Annotated in this window: 18 protein-coding genes; 4 read left to right on the top strand and 14 right to left on the bottom strand. The window is 43.2% G+C overall.

All coding sequences use genetic code 11. The annotated features are described in order from the left end of the window. Positions 1–239: 239 nt before the first annotated feature. The 9 genes from ACR63N_RS02560 to ACR63N_RS02520 all read right to left on the bottom strand — a co-directional run bounded on the left by ACR63N_RS02560 (position 240) and on the right by ACR63N_RS02520 (position 11,258). Positions 240–1,181: a D-alanine--D-alanine ligase gene (locus ACR63N_RS02560; protein ID WP_367105678.1), complete on the bottom strand. Its 942-nt coding sequence runs from the start codon at positions 1,179–1,181 to the stop codon at positions 240–242. Positions 1,182–1,302: 121 nt separating this feature from the next. Further along, on the bottom strand, positions 1,303–2,742 hold the full coding sequence (gene murC, locus ACR63N_RS02555; protein ID WP_367105623.1) for a UDP-N-acetylmuramate--L-alanine ligase: 1,440 nt from the start codon (positions 2,740–2,742) through the stop codon (positions 1,303–1,305). A 76-nt stretch (positions 2,743–2,818) separates the two neighbouring features. Next, on the bottom strand, positions 2,819–3,946 hold the full coding sequence (murG, locus tag ACR63N_RS02550) for an undecaprenyldiphospho-muramoylpentapeptide beta-N-acetylglucosaminyltransferase (protein WP_367105622.1): 1,128 nt from the start codon (positions 3,944–3,946) through the stop codon (positions 2,819–2,821). A gap of 417 nt (positions 3,947–4,363) precedes the next feature. Then, complete coding sequence (locus tag ACR63N_RS02545; RefSeq protein ID WP_472782414.1) at positions 4,364–4,804, bottom strand: DUF2147 domain-containing protein; 441 nt, start codon at positions 4,802–4,804, stop codon at positions 4,364–4,366. A 232-nt stretch (positions 4,805–5,036) separates the two neighbouring features. After that, positions 5,037–6,029, bottom strand: a complete 993-nt coding sequence (gshB, locus tag ACR63N_RS02540) for a glutathione synthase (protein ID WP_367105620.1) — start codon at positions 6,027–6,029, stop codon at positions 5,037–5,039. Positions 6,030–6,150: 121 nt separating this feature from the next. Further along, complete coding sequence (gene pyrE, locus ACR63N_RS02535) at positions 6,151–6,855, bottom strand: orotate phosphoribosyltransferase (protein ID WP_472782413.1); 705 nt, start codon at positions 6,853–6,855, stop codon at positions 6,151–6,153. Between the two features lie 261 nt (positions 6,856–7,116). Further along, positions 7,117–8,145, bottom strand: a complete 1,029-nt coding sequence (locus ACR63N_RS02530; protein ID WP_472782412.1) for a hypothetical protein — start codon at positions 8,143–8,145, stop codon at positions 7,117–7,119. A 64-nt stretch (positions 8,146–8,209) separates the two neighbouring features. Next, positions 8,210–9,064, bottom strand: coding sequence for an SDR family oxidoreductase (locus tag ACR63N_RS02525; RefSeq protein WP_472782411.1), 855 nt, complete (start codon positions 9,062–9,064; stop codon positions 8,210–8,212). A 130-nt stretch (positions 9,065–9,194) separates the two neighbouring features. Then, positions 9,195–11,258 (bottom strand): Lnb N-terminal periplasmic domain-containing protein, encoded by a 2,064-nt coding sequence (locus tag ACR63N_RS02520; protein ID WP_472782410.1) that lies wholly within the window; start codon positions 11,256–11,258, stop codon positions 9,195–9,197. 144 nt (positions 11,259–11,402) lie between these two features. Between ACR63N_RS02520 and ampD the strand changes: the two genes are divergently transcribed. The 3 genes from ampD (at position 11,403) to ACR63N_RS02505 (ending at position 14,678) form a co-directional block, all read left to right on the top strand. Then, a complete protein-coding gene (gene ampD, locus ACR63N_RS02515; RefSeq protein WP_367105615.1) occupies positions 11,403–12,047 on the top strand; it encodes a 1,6-anhydro-N-acetylmuramyl-L-alanine amidase AmpD in 645 nt (214 codons plus the stop codon). A 284-nt stretch (positions 12,048–12,331) separates the two neighbouring features. Then, positions 12,332–13,882 carry a murein biosynthesis integral membrane protein MurJ gene (gene murJ / locus ACR63N_RS02510; RefSeq protein ID WP_367105614.1) on the top strand — a complete coding sequence of 517 codons (1,551 nt, stop codon included), beginning with the start codon at positions 12,332–12,334 and terminating at the stop codon, positions 13,880–13,882. Between the two features lie 181 nt (positions 13,883–14,063). Beyond that, positions 14,064–14,678: a hypothetical protein gene (locus ACR63N_RS02505; RefSeq protein ID WP_367105613.1), complete on the top strand. Its 615-nt coding sequence runs from the start codon at positions 14,064–14,066 to the stop codon at positions 14,676–14,678. A 46-nt stretch (positions 14,679–14,724) separates the two neighbouring features. Here ACR63N_RS02505 and ACR63N_RS02500 read toward each other — a convergent pair whose 3' ends face one another. After that, positions 14,725–15,339 (bottom strand): GNAT family N-acetyltransferase, encoded by a 615-nt coding sequence (locus ACR63N_RS02500; protein ID WP_367108892.1) that lies wholly within the window; start codon positions 15,337–15,339, stop codon positions 14,725–14,727. 149 nt (positions 15,340–15,488) lie between these two features. Here ACR63N_RS02500 and ribF point away from each other — a divergent pair, with 149 nt between their 5' ends. Then, positions 15,489–16,544 (top strand): riboflavin biosynthesis protein RibF, encoded by a 1,056-nt coding sequence (gene ribF / locus ACR63N_RS02495; RefSeq protein ID WP_472782409.1) that lies wholly within the window; start codon positions 15,489–15,491, stop codon positions 16,542–16,544. Between the two features lie 121 nt (positions 16,545–16,665). Here the strand turns inward: ribF and ACR63N_RS02490 are convergent, their stop codons facing one another. From ACR63N_RS02490 to ACR63N_RS02475, 4 genes are all read right to left on the bottom strand, one after another. After that, complete coding sequence (locus tag ACR63N_RS02490; RefSeq protein WP_367105610.1) at positions 16,666–16,905, bottom strand: DUF2789 family protein; 240 nt, start codon at positions 16,903–16,905, stop codon at positions 16,666–16,668. 282 nt (positions 16,906–17,187) lie between these two features. Continuing rightward, positions 17,188–18,171 carry a malate dehydrogenase gene (locus ACR63N_RS02485; protein ID WP_367105609.1) on the bottom strand — a complete coding sequence of 328 codons (984 nt, stop codon included), beginning with the start codon at positions 18,169–18,171 and terminating at the stop codon, positions 17,188–17,190. Between the two features lie 290 nt (positions 18,172–18,461). Next, entirely contained in the window at positions 18,462–19,283 is an 822-nt protein-coding gene (locus tag ACR63N_RS02480) for a T2 family ribonuclease (protein WP_367108896.1), read from the bottom strand. A gap of 323 nt (positions 19,284–19,606) precedes the next feature. After that, positions 19,607–21,613 carry a lytic transglycosylase domain-containing protein gene (locus ACR63N_RS02475; RefSeq protein ID WP_472782701.1) on the bottom strand — a complete coding sequence of 669 codons (2,007 nt, stop codon included), beginning with the start codon at positions 21,611–21,613 and terminating at the stop codon, positions 19,607–19,609. Positions 21,614–21,932: the final 319 nt, after the last annotated feature.

The raw sequence follows: 21,932 nt of genomic DNA, 5'->3' as shown, positions 1-21,932 counted from the left end.
TTGGTAAACAATAGCCTAACCCGTAATGTAGATAATGATTTTACACAAGTTTACACGAAGCTGTGTTATAGCAGGTCTGGTGATACAAAATCAGGAGACATTATATCTGCTTTATGCAATATAATGCTAAAACTATTGATTATTAATATTTATAAATCATAGTTAATGCTTTTTTCAAGCTTCTACCATTAAATACAATAGGACTAAAATTGTCTTTTACGATATTAGCGCTCTATCATTTATAGCGTCTGTGCCAATATATGCCAGCATAAAGTATCAAAATCCATACCGCGTGCTTTAGCAGCCATAGGCACTAAGCTATGACTGGTCATACCAGGTACTGTATTAATCTCAAGCAACCAAAAGTTTCCATTGTTGTCTTGCATGGCATCAATACGTCCCCACCCTTTTGCATCAACTGCTCGAAAAGCTGCTAAGCTCAATGCTTGCAGGTGTTTTTCATCACTAGCACTTAAGCCACATGGAATGTAGTAACTGGTATCGTTGCGGTTATATTTGGCATCGAAATCATAGAAGTTAGTAATATCGGCAGGCTCTAGGCGAATAACTGGATAAGCTTCATCATCTATAACAACTATAGTAAATTCGCGCCCTGTAATCCAGCGCTCAGCCATTACTGCATCTCCGCACTGCTCAGCTGTAGCATAGGCTGCTGGCAATTCATCTAAATGATTAACCTTAGTCATACCAAGGCTTGAGCCTTCATGTACGGGTTTTACAATGAGCGGTAAGCCTAACATATTGACTACTTGCTGCCAATCAGTGTCAGCTGTTAGTAATGAGAACGGCGCCGTTGATAAACCGCAGCCTTGCCACAGCTGCTTGGTACGTACTTTGTCCATGCCTAGCGCTGATGCTAGAATGCCTGAACCCGTTTGCGGTATATCAAGCCACTGCAGCACGCCTTGTAACAAACCGTCTTCACCGCCGCGGCCATGCAATACATTGAACACACGATCGTAGTCCCGTATTTCACTAATGTCTTGATCTTTGGGATCAAAATGTGTGGCATCAATGCCTTTATTTTGTAGCGCTTGTAATACAGCAGCGCCGCTATCTAATGAGACACTACGCTCATTACTATTACCACCATAGACTACGGCAACTCTGCCAAATACGCTAGGATCAAGCTTGTCAGTTTGTTTATACTCACTTGGCATTTTAGATTCATTTTGCTGCTCCAAATCTGCAGCCTTTAGTGCAGATTCTGGATTAATAATATTGTTACTGTTCATAAAGCGCATTCCTAATGTTCTTTTGTGGCTTATATTTTTTCAACACTTAGTTAAGGTATAAATTATTGCTAGCTAATTCGATAGCGATCTGACCGATATTGCCAGCCCCTTGGGTGATTAGCATGTCGTTAGCCGCTAACAAACGCTGCATAGTAGGAGCTAAGTTGTTTTTATCTACAACCATAGGCTCAACCATTCCGCGCAGACGAATACTACGGGCAAGTGACTTAGTATCAGCGCCTGTAATCGGTGCCTCTCCCGCTGAATAAACCTCTAATAATAACAACTCATCGACCGATGACAATACCTCGACAAAATCGTCATAACAATCGCGAGTACGGCTGTAGCGGTGCGGCTGAAATAGCATGACTAGACGGCGCTCAGGAAAGCTTTGACGTGCAGCTTTAATAGTCGCGTCGACTTCTTTTGGATGATGACCATAATCGTCAATCAATAATATATCACCATCATCTATGCTCACCGATTCGTGCTGCTCAAAGCGGCGCCCAACACCTGCAAACTTTTGTAGCGCACGTTTGATAGCCTCGTCATCTACACCCTCATCTGTCGCCATAGTAATAGCTGCCAAAGCATTGTAAACATTATGAATACCTGGGATATTTAAGGTTAAACGTAGAGGTTCACGGTCGCGGCGCAGTACCGTAAAGTGAGTTTTAGTACCTTCGCTCACCACATCAACAGCTTGTACATCATTAAATGGCTCAAGACCAAAGGTTAATACGGGACGTCCAATATCGTCAATCATCGCGTATAGCTCAGGATCATCACCACAAACGACTGCTAAACCATAAAATGGCATGTTTTGTAAAAACTGAATATAAGCCGCTTTTAATTTGTCAAAGCTATTTCCATAAGTCTCCATATGGTCTTGATCGATATTAGTCACAATCGCAGCCATAGGATGCAAAGATAAAAAGGAGGCATCAGATTCATCAGCCTCAGCAATCAAATAACGACTACTGCCAAGCGCCGCGTTTTTACCAGAGGCGTTTAGCTTGCCACCAATCACATAAGTGGGATCAAGCTTACCCTCAGCCATCATCGTAGTCAGCAAACTGGTCGTCGTGGTTTTACCATGGGCACCTGCAACCGCAATGCCATGACGATAACGCATCAATTCGCCGAGCATATCAGCACGGCGTACAACGGGCAAACGCGCTTTGAGCGCCGCCTCAATCTCAGGGTTGCTACGATCAATGGCCGATGACACTACAATGACATCAGTATTGGCAATATTTTTGGAGTCGTGACCGATATGAATATCTATACCAATATCCTGCAAACGCTTGGTCACTAGGCTCTCGTTAATATCAGAGCCGCTGACTCTATAACCTTGATTGTGCATTACCTCTGCGATACCGCACATCCCAGAGCCGCCAATACCCACAAAATGCAGGTGCTGAATACGGCGCATCTCTGGTATCTCAATTAGACGTTTCGGTAAGGCTTTAGTGGAGGTAGGCATAAGAGGTTCTCTTAATAGGATGAACAAAGAATTTATAAAGTATTGCTTATTTTGTAAGTACAAAAAACGACATACGCTACAATGCTTGCCAAACAATATCTGCAACTTGTTTATTTACGCCTCGATTGGCAAGAGCGTGACCTTTTTCGGCCATAGCTAAGCAAGTACGTCTATTAAGTTGGCTCAGCTCACAACTTAGACGCTCTGATGTTAGCTCATTTTGTGGCAACAAAATAGCGGCTCCATGATCGGTAAGCGTACGCGCATTGGCGGTTTGATGATCATCGACGGCATGCGGCAATGGCACAAAGATTGCCGCAATACCGACATTTTGAATTTCAGTTACTGTCAAAGCGCCCGCTCGGCAGACAATGACGTCTGCCCAGTCGTAAGCGGCTGCCATATCGTCAATAAAAGGCTGTACTGCAAATTGATGAATGCTCAGATCTTCATTAGCGTAAGCCGCTTTTGTTGCCACCTCATTATTGCGCCCGCACTGATGACGCACCTCAAATGAACTCTCCATGAGAGCTAGAGCTTTAGGAACATTGTCATTGAGTACTTGTGCGCCAAGCGAGCCGCCAACGACCAATAATCGTAACGGTGATTTATCATCCACATCATAGCGCGTAGAGGGTACAGCCACGCCGGTGATGGTATTACGTACTGGATTACCAACCGTTGCAAGTTTGTTACCTACCTGTCCATTAGCAAAGGTATTATCAAACGCTTGCAGAACTTTGGTAGATATTTTGGCTAAATAACGATTACTCATGCCAGCGATAGCATTTTGCTCATGGATGATCAACGGTGTACCAGTCATACGCGCCGCTATACCGCCAGGCGCAGTCACATAGCCGCCAAACCCAACCACTATATCAATCTGATTACTGCGTATAATCTTTACGGCGGCCATAGTTGCTGATAATAAAGTTGCTGGCATTTTAAGCAAACGTCCCACCCCTTTACCGCGTAAACCTTGCATCGCAATCGCATGAAAGGTATAACCTGTAGGCGCAACCAAAGCGTTTTCCATACCACTTGGCGTACCAAGCCAATGAATCACTGCGCCTCGCTTGGCAAGCTCTTCACTAACTGCTAGCGCTGGAAACACATGCCCGCCCGTACCTGCTGCCATCATGAGCACATTGGGCGCTGTAGCAGGGGCTTGAGAAACATTAGTGTTAGCAGAGGGATCGAGCATAGAGTGTCTCCAAAAGATTATACAGACCCTAAATTATACGCACAAAACAAGGCTCAATAATAAGCGCAAAATCATAGCATATATTAAACATATAGGCGATGAAATAAGAATACTGAACGTCTATCTTTAGTTAGGTTTAAAAAGTCACACGGCTGCTATTAAAAAGCATTACCGACAATATAAACATCGACATAATAGCGAGTAGCTGCTTCATAAACTAATATTCATAAGCTAAGAATAATTAAACAAAGAAAAGCCAAGTGGCAATTACGAGCAACTTGGCTTTAGCTATAACTTAATGTCGATCGCCCAAAAGTTTTTTTTATATAAAAGACTATAGGCAGTCTTGAGTAAAATATTTAATCTTATTCAATTAGAGCTAACTAAAAACTTTGAGTCTATCTATAGGGCACTATTTCAAAGACGCTTTAGGATATAAGTTTTTCCGAGTAACGACACACCTTTATAACCTCGTAGTTTGAGGGTATCACCTTCTAGCTGCGCCTTTCCAGAAAAGGTTCGACCTGTTTTTGGATCAATACCTTCACCGCTAATATATTGATTAGGGTTATTATCATCCGGTTCTAAATCCCAAATTACGGTCGCGCCTATTAAAGACTTATTTTGGAATTTACCCTTACAAACCTCACAAGATTCTTTGTTGGCCTTAGGATCTAATATGTCAATAATTTCAGCTGATAATTTACCATTGGCTTCAGTAAACTTGAGCACCGCATTAGGCTCGCCTTTTTTGTTATAGTTTGTCCATTTAGTATTATCTAGTTGATCTGTTGCACTAGCACCAAAGCTAAATATCAATCCAGCAGTAAATAAAAGCGGCTTTACCAATTTATTCATAATGACTCCTTATTCTGAGATTTGTTCAAGGCTTGTCTATTAGATTTTAACTACCAAAATACAGGTGATAAGCAACAAGACTCAACTGCAATAAAAACACAGTTAAAGCTACCCAGCTTGAAACAGCGTTGTTTCGCTGTTTTAAGGTACGACAAAGCGCTGACAAACCGTAGGACAATTACTATCTTATTTTGTAAGAATAAGTAGATCAATTATTACTATCTCTTTGCTATTATCTTGAAACAACTAGTTTTTGCTCGATAGCTACTATAAAATCAGTTGCGATATCGGTACCGCATTGATCGTCAATCTCGCGTACGCAAGTTGGACTGGTCACGTTAATCTCCGTAATACGGCCACCGATCAAATCCAGCCCAACAAACATTAGACCTTTTTCTTTAACGATAGGTGCCACTGCTTCCGCCACCCGCCGCTCGGCATCAGTCAAGGGCATCGCAACCCCACTGCCACCCGCCGCTAGATTGCCACGAGTCTCACCTTTGATTGGAATACGTGCCAAGCTATAGTCTACTATCGCCCCATCAACGATCAACACGCGCTTGTCGCCCTCTTTGATCTCCGGCAAATAGCGCTGTGCCATAATAGGTAAGGTCTCAAGCTCGGTTAATATCTCAAGGGTTACGCCAATATTAGGGCTATCAGCAGTCAAGCGAAAAATACCAGTACCGCCCATACCATCGAGTGGTTTGACAATAACGTCTTGTTGCTCAGCGATAAACTTACGAATATGTACCTGCTTACTGGTCACAATAGTGGGGCTCATATGCTCACTAAACCAAGTGGCATATAGCTTTTCATTGCAGTCGCGAATGGCTTGAGGATCATTGACGACCAATACCCCCGCCGCTTTGGCATGATCTAGCATATAAGTTGCGTACACAAAACGCATATCAAATGGGGGATCTTTACGCATCAAGATCACATCAAAGTCGCTTATCGAGCCTGTGCTCTTATCGCCTAAAGTATAAAAGTCATTGGGATCACGTTTTACGCTAACCGGCTGCGCATCTACCATTAGTTGACCACGGTCTAGCCACAAGTCATGGATTTGACAATAGCCCAAGCTATGTCCGCGATCTTGCGCTGACCACATCATCGCAAGCGTGGTATCCTTTTTATAATTAACCCGCTCTATCGGATCCATGATAACTAGTATGTTTAAAGACTGACTATTTAATGGTTTTTCAGTAGCTGATTGACTCATGATAAGACTCACTCATTTTGTATTATTATTCATGTATAAAAGATAACTATAAAGGTCTGGAAAGCGCTAGGTAAAAAATATGTGGACAATATAGCAGTGTTAAACTCCTCAAAGCAGTAGCTTATACACCGTATTGGCTGCGATAATGCTGCATTTTCGCCAACTGGGCAGGGTCTTTATAATCGCTATTGCTATCTGCTAAATAACCAATCAAGTCATCCATATCAATAAGCGCGCGTACTGGCACTTGTAAACTAGTAGCCAATTCTTGAATAGCTGAATGCTCGTTTTGGCCTTTCTCTTTACGGTCAAGAGCGACGATGATACCGGCCACACTTGCGCCTGCTTGTGCTAAAATATCGACAACTTCGCGCATGGCCGTACCAGCGGTAATCACATCATCAAGTATCCAGACCGCTTTGTCACTAACATCAGCACCGACTAAATTACCACCTTCACCATGGCTCTTGGCTTCTTTACGGTTGTAGCCCCACTCTGCATTGATACCGTGATGTAGCCATAAAGCTTGCGCAGTAGCAGCCACAAACGGAATACCTTTGTAGGCAGCACCAAAGATGACCAGCTCTTTATTAACGCTATCAGCAGACATTTGCTCAGCTAACGATGCAGCATAACCGCGCGCTAGCAGGGACAACATCTCACCTGTGGCAAGCAGGCCTGCATTAAAAAAGTAGGGACTAATACGTCCTGACTTAAGTACAAACTCACCAAATTTGAGCACTTGGTTGTCTAGTGCTAATTGAATAAATTCATGGGATGAAAACAGTGTGTTTGCAGTATTTAAGTCATTTTGAGCGTTGTGCATTAGGCATTCCTGTTTAGGCGTTACTGCTTAGGTTTTACTGTCTAAACATCTGTCTCTCTAGGTATTCTCATTGATACCAAAGTAGCAGTAATAAATGAGCAGCAACAAACTATCAATCAAAAAAATTGGTGGTAAAAAAAGCTGGAAATATAGCAAAAATTGTCACTATTGTACGCATTATTTTTATTATATTCATCATGAGCATTTTATTTGGTTTTAAATACTTATAACTTTTTACTATCACATGATGAGCAAAAGACTCTAGCCTGACCAGCCATTAATATAATAATCTTGCAAATTGGCATAACGCGTCAGTAGGCTACAGCGTGATGAGACATTAAAGTAACAATCACAATCACCATGCACATTATCGCGCACTTGAATATCCCAGCCTAAATAAGCAGCAGCGACAATAATATGTCCCGAAAACAGGCGAATTTGACGATACTGATAGCGCTGAGCTGGCAAAAGACTGACCTGACTTAACAGGTAGCTACGTACATGCTGACAAATCTGCTCAGCACTATAACTATTATTAATACTTTGGCGAGTAGCACATTGCTTCAAAGCATGTATGGCCACGCTACAGGCCATAATATCGGTCGCCAAGCTTCCAACGCCAGTATCGAACTGTTCTGGTTGCAAAATAACCTGCCAATCATCAGCATACAAACTGTTGAGCAACTCGTCAGGATTATGACGCTTGAGCAAGGCGCGCATGGTTGCTGGTTGCTTGTCACCAGCTTTTTTATCATAAGCTTGGTGGTTAACCAAGTCCATCTCTTTAGGTATATTGAATCCATAACGGGTCAGTTTTGGATACTGATTTATAACCGCCTGAATATCTGCTATATCGACCAATGTCATCTGTTCAAGAGGTGAAAGCAAAGCCTGCTTGTTTTGACTAGAGCTGGAGTGAGGGCGATAAAAACTCTCAGGTACAGCGATAAGTTTGGCGGCACTGAGTAAACTTAAATGCTCGGCAAAAGACTCAGAAGCTACCAGCTGCCATTTTGATAAAGTGTCTTCTTTGGGCTGATAAAAACGTGATGATTTACCGTATAAGCGGCGCAGTTGACTGTTAGAGCGACGCGCTGGTTCCGGAATATCGTTAAGCGGGCGCGCAGGATCAAGCGGCGTCTGACTGGGATCAAAATTGGGATGGACGATAGCGGGCTGGGCGCTATCAGGTAAGTGAGAGGAACGCTCAGCACTGCCTTCTATTAGTTTAACTGGGCCCGTACGATCTGCACCAGATAAACGATCATCAGAAGCAAAAGGCTGAGTCATGAAATCTCCATAAAAATAATGTCAAAGGTAAGTGAAATACGCTCAAAACTGTCTTTGATAAAGCTCAGTCTTGTTGATACTGCAAGATGTCGCGATAACCAACCTGCCAGTCAGGATAGTTGAGCCATGCTAACGGAATATTGCTATGTAAGCGCTTACCGGTAACCGATGCTTTTTGCTTATCAACGCTAGGCGCTACGGCTCCTATCTGCTGACTAAGCCAAGTTTCTAATTCAAATGTAGTCACTGGTAAATAATCAGTAGCGATATATATAGGCTTAAGAGAATCGCTGTCATCTATAGTTAGCACGTTAGTAATAATAGTGACCAGATCGCGATCCATAATACGGTTGCTCCAGTGCTGCGCAGCAATTGGTTCTTTATTAGTCTTGCGTGCTTTACGCAGGCGCATCAAACGCTCGCGTCCATAGATACCACTGGGACGGATAATGATAGCTTGGTTATCAAAGCCTTTTCGTAAAACTTGCTCAGCTTGCAATATCACCTTTGAAGCATCACGTTTAGGCGTGATGGGAGGCGTATCTTCATCAATCCATTCGCCATTATCCTGACCATAAATACCAGTCGAGGAAATAAAGACAATACGCTCAAGATTGGACAGCTCATCTGCAAACTGTGCCAAATGCTGGCAAATACCTAAATAGCTATCGTTATAACCTTCAGTTGAGTACTCATCGGGCGTGACAATGATAGCGATGCGCGTGAAGTCTTGCAACTGCTCAGCGCTAAGCTTTAAGGCATCCGCTTGCATAAAATCTGCGTTATCATACAAAGCATAATGACTACGCGCGCTACGGGCAAGTCCGGTAACCGCTAAGTCTTTTTGAGCGAGCGTATTGGTGACTGGCAAGCCGATATCACCTTGACCGATGATCAGGTACTTATTCGTCGTCATCATACTTCCTTGATTTTATTATAGGTCATGTTGTTAATTTTATTATTAAGATGGCGCAGTGTTACTTAAAACTAGGCACTTAAAATTAAGTATAGTCAGTTTTATAGTCATTCAACTATACTCAAAACCTTGGTTAAAAATAACGCATGTAAGACAGTTTAATATCCTCATTAGCATCGACTCGATCCTGCCATTCGTAACTGGCATTGATACGCAGAGCTTGCTTTTTATCAATATCATATTGCAAGCCTAACATAGTAATCGGCTGCCAGTAATGACCTTTAATATCATCTTCACTGCTGCTGCCATGATACCAATACGGTAGTTGCAATTCAGCCTGCGCGCGTAACTGATTGTTAATCTGATACAAGCAGCCGGCATTGACCCCAGCGCCAACGCGAAAGCCGTTGTTGATACCGCGTCCGGCCTGCGCTGCCCCTGTGGCAAAGGTATAACATAGCTGCGGCGGCATCTCGCCACTGTTCGCTTTAGGTTCTCCAAAAGCCCATGATTTACCATATTCAAAGGCGGTGCTACCAACTAAATGAGCGCCGCCCTCTTCTTGCGAGCCGTCATTAACCCGCGTAGCTTCAATACTAGCGCCCCAAGTATCACCTTTTTCAGCGGAGTTTACCGGATTAAAAGAGCGTCCACGGACTAAAGTGAAATTCTGTAGCTCCACGCTTGAGGGCTGATTGTTATCGTTGTCATCATCGGTATCATATAAGCGCCATGTAGCCGATACCCCTTCTAAGTCAAAAAATTGGCGAAACCCTGCTGGACGATCAAGGGTGCTGTGATAACCTGCGCGCAGACCTAGCTCGATATAGCTATTATCACCGCTCTGACCGATACCGACATGACCACGCTGCAAAGGATGGCGATCCAGCGGGTTATTATCTGAAGGAGTTATTAAAGGCGGCTCTAATCTTTGCATGTCTTTTGATATACTTGAGGCCAAATTAATGTCTGCAGACTTAATGTTATACGCTTCTTCTTCAGTTAGCGTAGCATAGCCAAGCTCGCTTGCCTCTTCAGCTTTATTTAATTGGGCTTGGCGCACTGTAGCATCGGACGGTGTATAAACCGTACCCGCTAACAGTTGCTCATCAGCTAGTAGGTTAATCACATCGGAGGGAATAACCACATATGGCAGCTGACCTAACAAGTACTGCTCGGGACGAACCACATCGATAAGCCGTAAAATCTCAGAGGCACAGTTGTCAGTGGCAAAATAATACGGAATATACAAATCTTTAGTTTCCCAGACATGCAGCATCATTTGTCGTACCTCGCTTGGTGTCAAATCCAACTGATACGTCCAAGTATCACGTTCATCTTCTTTTAAATACTTGGCCAATTTTTCAGGATAAGGGTCAATCTCAATGATATTATCATAGCTACCAATCATAGATTTGATAGCATAAACTACAAAGGGATCATCAGGATTGCCATCAACGGTGTCATTGAATGCATAAGCATAATGAATTTGACTGGGGTCTGCTACGCTAGCTGGTGAATCAATACGCAATAAAGTATGGGCAAAAGCGGAGATGGGATTATCTAAGTACTCCTCGCCAAACATGATTGAGAGCTGTTCAGGATTAAGCATGCTCATCCATTCATCAAGCTCTGGGCAGTTGGTTTGCAAATCTGATTGATCAATAGCTAAATGCTCGCTTAGCCACTGTACCCGCGCCGGAAAACGACATTGTACAGAATTACTATTATTCGCCTGAGCGCTTGCTGGCTGCATGATCTCATTCGCTAGCGCTGCCAATGTCGCATCCAGCTCTGCCGCTGAATCTTGATAGCCGCTCGTGCTCAAAAAGAAATCACTATCCTCGACTAAGCTTTTAGTTTTTCCTTTATTAAAAAGCCCTTTTTTATCATCAATAAAATATAATAAGCGTCGCCATGTCGTATGCTGGGCTAGATTTTTTGATTTTGCTTGTACGCGCCAATTAGCTAGCAATTGCTCAGCGCCTGCATTTTGCACGTTTTGCGTATTATCGGCCAAAGCCTGTGTATGATTGGTAGATATTGTATCAATGGGCGTAGAGGTTACTACATTTAGGTTTGCCGTGTCCAAAGGTGTAGGTAATAGCGCCTGCGACGGTATACTAAACAATAAGATTGCAACCGTTAGCGGTACACGAGTATAAAGGCTGGTAACCTGCAATGATTTTGTAAACATGGATCAGAGTCTCTTTTTCAATTGGGGTGCAATAAATACGCGCTTAACCTGCTTGGTATCAATCATACTAGTGATAGCCTTTTTTAGGACTGCTATCTATGCTAACACTTTACGATAAAATTTATTTTGACAATAGAGAACCGTATGCTGTCTTCATCAACAAACTCTTTGCAATCCTTATCATCAACGTCAACGCAGTCGATGATGACTATTAGCGAGGGACGTTTATTAGAAGCCGCTTGGCTACCCTCACCCAATTATAATAATCGTCCTACCAGTAGCGCTGCTGCTAATACCATTAATACTATCGTTATTCATAATATTAGCTTGCCGCCTGATGAATTTGGTGCACAGGGTGCCAATGGGCTGCACTATGTCAAAGCCTTGTTCCTTAATCAACTAGACTGGAATGCGCACCCTTATTTTCAAACTATCGAGGGCGCGCAGGTCTCAGCGCATCTGTTCATAGAGCGCGATGGTAACATAACACAATTTGTTAATTTTGCAGACCGTGCTTGGCATGCTGGCAGGTCAAGCTACCTTGGCCGTCCCGAATGTAATGATTATAGCATTGGTATCGAGCTTGAAGGGTCTGATTTTGTGGACTTTGAGGAAGCTCAGTACCAAGTATTGACTCAAGTTATTATCGCCATTTATCACGCTTATCCTAAGACCCGACGGCATCTAACGGGTCACAGCGATATTGCGCCAAATCGTAAAACCGACCCGGGTGATTGTTTTGATTGGGCAAAACTGCGTAGGCTCGTAGCAGGACAGCTTAGCGAATAGTTAATAGCGCTAAATCAATAGCACTTAGCTTTTACACAACCAATTCATTTATCCTGACGCTGATAATGCTATAATCCGTCAGCTTTTGGTATTGGCACATTTTTAGATAAATTAGCATATAGTTGATACACTTTAAAACCGATACAGTGCTGCTGGAATAGATTTTGCGCAGCCTCTGTCAGCGTAAACACAGCACGCAAGTAAAATTTATCCCAGCAGCACGCTCATATTAGCGTATCGATTTTATTTCGAACTGACTATAGACAATCAGCAAATAGGTTCTCATGGCAAAAAGTCGCTTGTTTCGTTCAACGATGGTAGTCAGCAGCATGACTATGCTGTCGCGCATTTTGGGTTTAGTACGCGATATCGTGTTGCTAGGTGTCTTCGGTGCAGGCGGGCTTATGGACGCCTTTTTAGTTGCTTTTAAAATCCCCAACTTCTTGCGGCGGCTGTTCGCTGAAGGCGCTTTTAGTCAAGCATTTGTACCCGTATTATCAGAATACAAAGAAAAATATAGCCTCCAGCAAGTACAAATATTAGTCAGTCGCACCTCAGGCGCGCTGCTGCTAATACTGTCTATGCTGACGGTAGTAGTGATTTTAATGGCGCCTTGGGTAGTGACTTTATTTGCACCAGGCTTCGCTGATCAACCTGATAAGTTTGCTATTACCGCTGAATTATTACGTCTCACTTTTCCCTATTTGTTGTTTATCTCTATGACCGCCTTCGCCAGCGGTATTTTACAAAGCTACGGCCGCTTTGCCGCACCCGCCTTTGCTCCGGTATTATTAAATTTGTGTATGATTGCCGCCGCGCTTATTTTCGCGCCTATGTTTGCGACCCCAATTATGGCTCTTGGCTACGCGGTCGCTATCGCAGGCTTGTTACAGTTTTTGCTACAAGTGCCGCAGCTTTGGCAACAAAAACTTTTGGTGGCGCCAAAAGTTGACTTCAAACATGAAGGCGTTAAACGCATATTGAACTTAATGCTACCCGCTATTTTTGGGGTTTCTGTGACCCAAATCAATTTACTGCTTAATACAGTCTTTGCCTCGCTTATGATTGGCGGCTCTGTCTCTTGGCTCTATGCCGCTGAGCGCATGAGCGAGCTACCACTTGGTTTGATTGGGGTGGCGATCGGTACGGTTATCTTACCAAGCTTATCAAAGAGCGAAGCGCTAAAAGATGACATTACCTTTAAAAAGACTATTGATTGGGCGGCGCGGCTGATTATTTTAGTAGGCATTCCAGCTTCGGCAGCGCTATTTGTACTCGCTGATGTGCTCATGCAAGCGCTGTTTTTGCGCGGGGAATTCTCCTTTAGGGATGCACAAATGAGTGCTTTGGCACTACGCAGTATGGCAGGTGGTATTTTGGGCTTTATGCTGATTAAAATCTTTGCGCCAGCCTTTTTTGCACGCCAAGACACTCGAACACCGGTTAAGATTGGTATTATTTCCGTATTTGCCAATATGATTTTTAGTGTGATTTTTATTGGTATATTTTACTTTTTGGACATGCCACTGCATGGCGGTTTAGCTTTAGCGACCACAGGAGCAGCTTTTGTAAACGCTGGGCTACTATATTACTTTTTACATAAGCGCGGCATCTTCCGTTTTGGCAGCCATTGGAAAAAACTTTTTACCCAGTTTTTGATATCGGTGATTGCCATGGTAGTAGCGTTATATGTAATGCTACCCTATTTCCCAACGGACTCCTCGCAGTGGCAAAGGATCGCAGCACTTTTAATCATGTGCGTTGTAGGCGCTCTAGTTTATGGGATAGTGCTACTGGTCACAGGATTTCGTCCGCGCCAGTTAAGACACGGATAAATTCAAAATAAATAACTAAAATATAGTTGTAACTATTGCTCGTTCGGTAATTTTTTACTAAACAGACACAAGCTTCAATAAATTACTGACTGTAAATGAGATGAATCGTTGCCATAATTGGTCATAAAATAATTGCTCGTAAAATAACTGATTGCTCATGAAATAAATTGTAAGGCTGGCTATGAAAACTAAACTATTGATATCGAAACCGTTATCTACTCTATTTACTACAGCGTTCTTGGGTACAAGCTTGCTAATAGGTGCTTGTAGTGACAATACTACTAATGACAATGCTACTGATCAAAGTACTGCTACTGAAAACCAGAGCGATGCTACTACTGACGGGACTTTAGCGCCTACAACCAGCGAGCCTACAGTGGCTGATACCAATAGCTTGGTGGAGGATAATCAGGCTGCAGATGAAATAGATATTACTGATGACAGTATCAATCCTGTTACCAATAATGAGCAGCCAAGTCTAGTCACTAATGCAACCGAAGCTGGTACACCTGAGCATACGATCAAGCAAGCGCTTGATACTCTGTATTACGGTGAAGCCAAGGATGCTATAGACTATTATAAAGTCGATATGGCCAACTTTGAAGAAGAGCTTGTCAATACTCAAAGCGCTTTTCAGCAAACGGTCGATAATGTCACTTTACTTGACACTGATTACAATGAAGATAAGACCCGCGCTACGATTAGCGGCGAGCTTATGCTAAAAGGTCAAAGTGAACCTGCGCCTTTGAGTTATAAGCTACAAAAGGTAGACGGCAAATGGAAGATATTAGGATAAAGGGTTTGACTGGTTAATATTTAGCACCTATAGAACCTGTAGCACTTTAAGAGGTGGCGCATCCTAGCATCACTACATCAGCGATAAAACCTTGCATGTCGCACACTTGCGGCATGTAACCCCACTGCTCAAAGCCAAGCTTACGAAACAGTCTTAGACTTGGCTCGTTATGAGCAAAGACAAGCGCCACTACATTGTTTATACCAAGTGCACGCGCCTGCGTCATCATCCAGCTCGTCAATAAACTACCCAGTCCTTGACCGTGATAGTCTTTATGCAAGTAGATACTGATCTCGCTACTAATATGATAGGCACTGCGCGCGTACAGATCACTAAAACTGCCCCATGCGACGATTGTTTCTGAACTCTCTGACAGCTGCGTTTCATCAGTACTGTCAATACTAGCCCCACTAGCGATAACTTTTACCACATAAATGGGACGTTTTGGATTGTCCAGATGCTCATGGAACCAAGCAGCACGCTCCTCTACGGTAACCGGCGCTAAATTGGCGGTTGCTTGCTTGCCAGCGATACTTTGGTTATAAATGGCCAAAATAGTAGGCAATTCATCTAAGCTGGCACGTTGTACCATAAATCTATTGTTAAGCTGCGCGGTACTACTATCGAGTATCTTCATCTCTTTATAACGGTCATCAAGCATAACGTTTCTAATTTACTAGGGTGTTATCTATAGTTTGGGGTGTGAGGTGTACTATTTTACTTTATAATGGCAAGTTTTAAACCCCTTTTAGATACCTATATTCTAAACTAAAAGATATTTTAACTCGCCTCAATAGCTGCAAACTACTTATGAATACCTATTTTCTTGAGCAAATAATTAAGCCGCCATACGCCGAATCTGATGATATAGCAGCTATTAATAGTAAAGTTACCGATCTTGCGCCTTGTGTGCTGACTATCGGTAATTTCGATGGTGTACATTTAGGCCATCAAGCCATGCTTGCTCAAATGTTAGATTTGGCAAAAGCGCAGAATTTGAAAGCGGCGGTAATGATCTTTGAACCTCAGCCACGCGAATTTTTTGCGCCCAAATCTGCTCCTGCTCGCCTTACTAATTTGCAAGAAAAACAGGCATTGCTAGCAGAGTATGGCGTCGAGATTTTAATAGTCGCCGATTTTGATAGCGACTTTCGCGCGCTGTCTGCCAAAGCGTTTGCTGACTTATTGGCGCTACGTTTAAATGTGCAAGCCTTGGTGCTCGGTGATGATTTTCGTTTTGGACATGACCGTACTGGCGACAGTCAGTTTTTGCGCGATTACGGTTTGCAAGTGACCGACCTGCATACTATCACTGACGATACCAGTACTGATGAGCGAATTAGCTCAACACGGGTACGAGACTTGTTGTTAGCTGGTGATATCAAAGCGGCCAATCAGCTGCTAGGACGAGACTATACCATTACAGGCACTGTGGTCGGCGGCGATAAAATTGGTCGTACTATGGACTTTCCGACAGCTAATATTGATCTGGCGCGTATCAAACCTGCCCTGCATGGGATTTTCGCTGTAGATGTGGTACGCCTTGACAGTGCAGGACAAGTTATCTCTAATGGTTTAATTGCTTTGGCGGTTGATAGTCAAACCGGCGTATCCGGCCTGCGTTCTGATAGCTTGTTTGGTACTGCTAGCATTGGCACTAGGCCCTCAGTAAATAGGGGCAAAGAGTGGCGTTTGGAAGTACATTTTCCGCAGTTTAAAGGCGACTTATATGGTGAGACCCTACAAGTGCGCTTTTTACATTTCTTACATGGAGAGCGCCACTATGAGGGCTTAGAGGCGCTGAAAAAAGGCATTCATAATGATGTCGCTGACCTACTGGCGTGGCGAGCACAGCAGCTAGACTAACGGATTCAAATCATTGTTTAAGTTCTGCTATAGTCAATTCTAAATAAAAATAAAACCCACAAACATACCTGTCGTGGGTTTTATTTTGCTAATTTGCTAAGCTAACTACAATTACTCGTTATTAAGCATCGGGATGTAGACGAACATTTAGCTCATCAATAACTTCGACCCACGCCGCGTCCTTTCTCCACTCTTCTTGCAAAAACATACGTTGATTGTCACTCCAAATGTTAGAATCAATCAATGCTTCTTCCTTTGCTAATTTGTTGTTTTCAATAAAGTTATCAATGGCTTCATCTGAGCTGTCTAATCCCAACTGCGCAAATAAATCATTCATTGTATAATCTGGTTCACCCAACATGGTTTTTCCTTAATCATATAAAATTAATAGTATAAAGTGATTTTGGTTTATTATCTGATTTTACGCGACTGTTCTTAACGTACTAGTCTTTTTTGCTTGTTTTGGGCTATTGTAGCAAGCTTTATTCTAAAAGCTGTTAATCAAGGTTTATGCAACATTATCAGTTGTGTTAACAGAATCAAGCTTGCTTTAACGATACTACATAAAAAAGCCTTACTATCACTAGTAAGGCTCCTCTTTATTATTAAGCTATAAGTGTTGCTCAATAATACAATCTAAAGCTTACGGAAGTAGATGCGATACCGCGTCACGCTCTTCATTAAGCTCTTGCTCGGTCGCCGCCATCTTTTCTTTGGAGAAATCTGATGATACATCAACGCCTTCAACGATAGACCAATCCCCATTGCTACAAGTGCATGGGAAAGAGTAGATTAAACCCTCAGAGATACCGTATTCACCGTTTGAGTAGACGCCCATTGAGACCCAATCGTTCTCATCACTGCCAAGGGCCCAAGTACGCATATGAGCGATAGCAGCGTTGGCGGCAGAAGCGGCAGATGATGCTCCACGTGCTTTGATGATAGCAGCTCCGCGCTGTTGTACTTCTGGAATATAGGTGTTTTCGTACCAGTCGCGATCGACCAAATCCAACGCAGGCTTACCATTTACTGTACAAGCGGTTAGATCAGGATACTGAGTGGACGAATGGTTGCCCCAGATGATCATTTTTTTCACGTCATTTACCGTACTGTCTGTCTTTTCAGCCAGCTGAGCGATCGCACGGTTATGATCCAAACGAGTCATTGCGGTAAAGTTGCGCGGGTCTAAATCTGGTGCATTACGCTGAGCGATGACCGCATTAGTATTGGCAGGGTTACCAACTACTAGTACTTTGACATCACGGCTAGCTACATCATTTAACGCTTTGCCTTGCGCTGAGAAAATTGCCGCATTGGCTTCTAGCAAATCTTTGCGTTCCATACCAGGACCACGAGGACGCGCGCCAACCAATAAAGCATAGTCTATATCTTTGAAAGCCACGTTGGCATCATCAGTTTGGACAATATCAGTCAACAAAGGAAAAGCACAGTCTTGTAGTTCCATAACCACACCCTTTAGCGCATCAAGTGCTGGGGTGATTTCAAGCAGTTGTAAAATAACGGGCTGATCTTTACCTAGCATCTCACCAGAGGCAATGCGAAATAGCATTGCATAGCTGATGTTACCAGCAGCACCGGTCACGGCAACACGTACAGGCTGTTTCATAAAATACTCCCTTATTAGCTGTAAATATATTGGTTATTCGCTTTACTTGTATTGAGTGGTTACTATCGTAAACGAGGGCTAGTGTAGCACCTCAAACGGCGAATCGTCTAGTTACAATAGCGTACTTACTTCCGCATATATTGTTACATTTTATACTTACGATAATTTGCTTATATACCAAAAAACGATCTTATAGGTAAGCAATAGAGTTGTAAAAATAAAGCTGGGTAGCAGTTTTTAATTAAAATAATTTTAGGGATAACTGACTTATCAGACACCTGAGCCGCTGCCTAACTGCCACCTGAAATTATAAAATTTGTCCCGCAATTATTTACTGTGTTATAACACCTACCAAACTGGCTACCTTCATAACATATATGCATATCGGTGAGCACAGGCTGACGTCGGTAGTTGTCTTTTTGGCAAATAAGATCGATACTAGCGGCGGACATACCTTCATTAAGACGGGTCATCTGATTGATAAAACGTGATCTTGAAACTGTGTAGCTGTTGCCAGTACTCAGCTCGCTAGGTAGCTTCAATGCACCAGAGTAGTTAATAATTTGACGAAAATAACTGCTGGAGCTGAGCGGACTACAAGCTCCATAATGCTGCCAAGCTTGGCTACGCACCGTAGTATCAGGCATAATGCGATTGACCACTTTTAGCTGTAGTGGCGTAAGACGAGGCGTACTTCCCCGTCCGCAGCGCTGTCCATACCCTAAATCCAAACCCGCTACTGTCAGTGAGTAGCCCTCTAAGCACTGACGCATAAGCGTACGCGTTGGCTGCAAACGACATAGTGCTGGCGTCATCTCGATCATTAGTACTCGTTGCCCAGTGGTGAGTGCGCTAGCGGCTTGTGCAGGTAATACAACAAGACCTTGTAGCAATAGCAAACTTGCGATACTTAGCGGCGTACGAACTATACTAAGCCTATGATTACTATAAGCGTTTTTGTGCTCAAGGGTTTGTAACGTGTTTCTTTTGAAGGCTGTTTGTAATAATGATATCTTTGCGATAAATGCCTTTAAATAGAGTGTACTATCCTGAACAGAATCTTGGGATCTGATTGGCATCTGCACAGGCTGATTTGAAACATTATTCATCATAGTAAAAAAGGCATTTGATAATTATTAGTCATAAATAGCAGCTATCAGTCATAGGTAGCAACGCAATGCTTGAGTCATTTGTTTCAAAATGCTGACTCTAGATTTTAAGTTTAAGAAACTAAAAATTAGCGTTTAACTATCATAATTTGTTATCTTACAACAAACGAAATATTAGACGCTAACTAAAATTTTAGTGGCAAAAAATCATAGTAACAAAATCTTTCTTTTAATCTACAGTAAAAACGTAAACTCGCCAAAAATAGATCAACCCAGCCCCTACCAGAATGTACTTTTTAAGCAGAGTTCAAAAACTATTATTTGAGCTAGAGTGCCGCTGGAATAGTACCCATACGCTGGCTGATTGGTTCTGTACGGCCCAGTAAACTACTATAAACCGTAGCGTTTTCCATGACGTGTTTGACGTAATTACGAGTCTCAGGATAAGCGATCGATTCAACATATTGATCGGCGGCAAGTGAGCCATAAACGGGCTGCCAGCGCTTGGCCTTATTTGGTCCAGCATTGTAACCTGCAGTTGCAAGTACCGGCTGATAGTTTAACTTGGCTAAGATATCATTCATGTACCAAGTACCATAGCGAATATTAGTGTCGCCACTATTGGCGCGGCTAGCACTATAAGACTCCCCTAGATTACGCGCGATATATTTTGCCGTATCGGGCATAATTTGCATAAGGCCACTGGCACCAACGTTAGAACGCGCTGAGGTCACAAAACGGCTCTCTTGACGCATGATGCCATAAGCCCAAGCGGGATCAATGCCGGCAGCTTGACTGTAGCGAACGACAGAGGCTTGATGAGGCATCGGATACGATAATGCCAAACTACTAGTCCCAGCAGTATTATCAGCAGCATAAATCGCACGATCAAGCCAGCCCATATCATGGGCCAGGCGTGCAGCAGCAACGATTAAATTGTCATCGCGATTGTCACGTGCTTGTTTAACCGCCCAGTTCCACTCGCGATTGGCATAGCCACGATTGGCATCAGAGTTATAGAGCGCAAAGGCGCGAGCAAAGTGTGGGTTTTGCATAACACGAGCTTTATCAGCACTGCTGACATTTGGTAGATTACTGCCACCTAAACGCGCCGCATCGAAACGTTGTCCGACTTTGTCTTTTGCAAGCAAGCCATAATAGTCATTACTGCTGGCCAGATGTTGATACATCTTTTTGGCAAGAGCGCGCTTGCTGCTATCGCCTGTTTGTTCATACGCACGCGCAAGCCAATACTGCCATTGGTTTGACTTTTGAGTTTGGGCATCCATATGCGAGATCGCTTCGATCACATCACCCCAGCTGCTAAAGCGGATAGCGGCCTTGGCATAATCTTCTGCTTCTTCAAAATTAAAATCATCATCTAAGCTATTACGAAACCAATTAACCGCTTCGATATTAAAACCATCATCGGTAGTATGGTTCATGCGCTGAACGCCGAGGATACGATAAGCATAACGGCGCGTCTCATCATTTAATAAGCGTACGCTACGTTGATTGTCTTGCTTGATATCGTAATCAAGCTGCAGCGCTGCTGATTGATAAGATTTATCAGCTACACGTCCTATAGCGTATAGATATAAATACTGGTTAATCTGACTATTAGGTTGTCTATTAAAGCTGCTAAAAAAAGCATTAGGATTGAGCTGAATCTCGCTCAGGGCTGAATAAGAGATAGGAGTACCAAGGCGTGAGGACAATGCCATGATATCGCCAGTCTTACCCTTACGTAGCATACGCTTTAGACGAGCGGCGCGATCTTGATTACTGATGAGCGGATTATTATTAAGCTCAGTTGCCAGCTGCTCACATAGCGCTGGCTGCTTAAGCGTGGTTAACCAAACATCCGACTTCTCTGCCAGCGCGCGCATCGTATCACCGCCATTGTTAAACCCAAGCGCTACCGCACAGCGCTCACTGCGATCGCCATTGGTAATGAGATTGGCCACTTGGCGTACAGCGGCGTAATCACCAGCTGCCGCTTTGGTTTCAGCAAAGTCAGCGACCAGCTTTTCAGCCATAACTGTATCAGGATACTGACGTACAAACTGCGCTATGGCAGCTGGGCTTTGTTCCTTTAAGTCCAAATTCATACGCCAGTAAGTAGGATACATGGCGAATAAGCCACCGCTCATCAGCTGCTCATAGTTAAATAGCGCGTTGATATCGTCGCGATTCTCGGCTTCTGCCGCCGCTGTAAAGTAATTTATGCTATTGTCTTGTTGGCTGTTATTTGGCTGATAGCTACTATCTGATTGATAGCCCTCGTCGTTGTAACTTAGCTCAGCACAGGCTACTTGTGACAGTCCAATCATTCCTACCGCTGTTGCAAGACTTAAAGCACCTACCTTGAGGGTATTTGCATTGACACGTTTGCGCTCGCCATGAGGGTTATTGAGATTGTTGCTATGGGTGCGTTTAACAGCGATCGGCTTTATCATACTTGCTCTCTTTTGGTCTTAATACTAATAAAATGTCGATAGTGGCGACAGCTTGCGCGCTTATCATACTATATTGTGTTGACTCTCAACCAGCATCCTTACTATTTATCAATAAATAAGATAGCGGCGGGTAACACAGAAATGATAAAGCAGTGACTATTGATGTCAATCTCATTTATAAGTAATAAGCGCT

It is taken from the genome of Psychrobacter sp. M4 (assembly GCF_055699795.1).
Note: the sequence above shows the minus strand (reverse complement) of the source record. Positions and strands in the feature narration are given on the sequence as shown.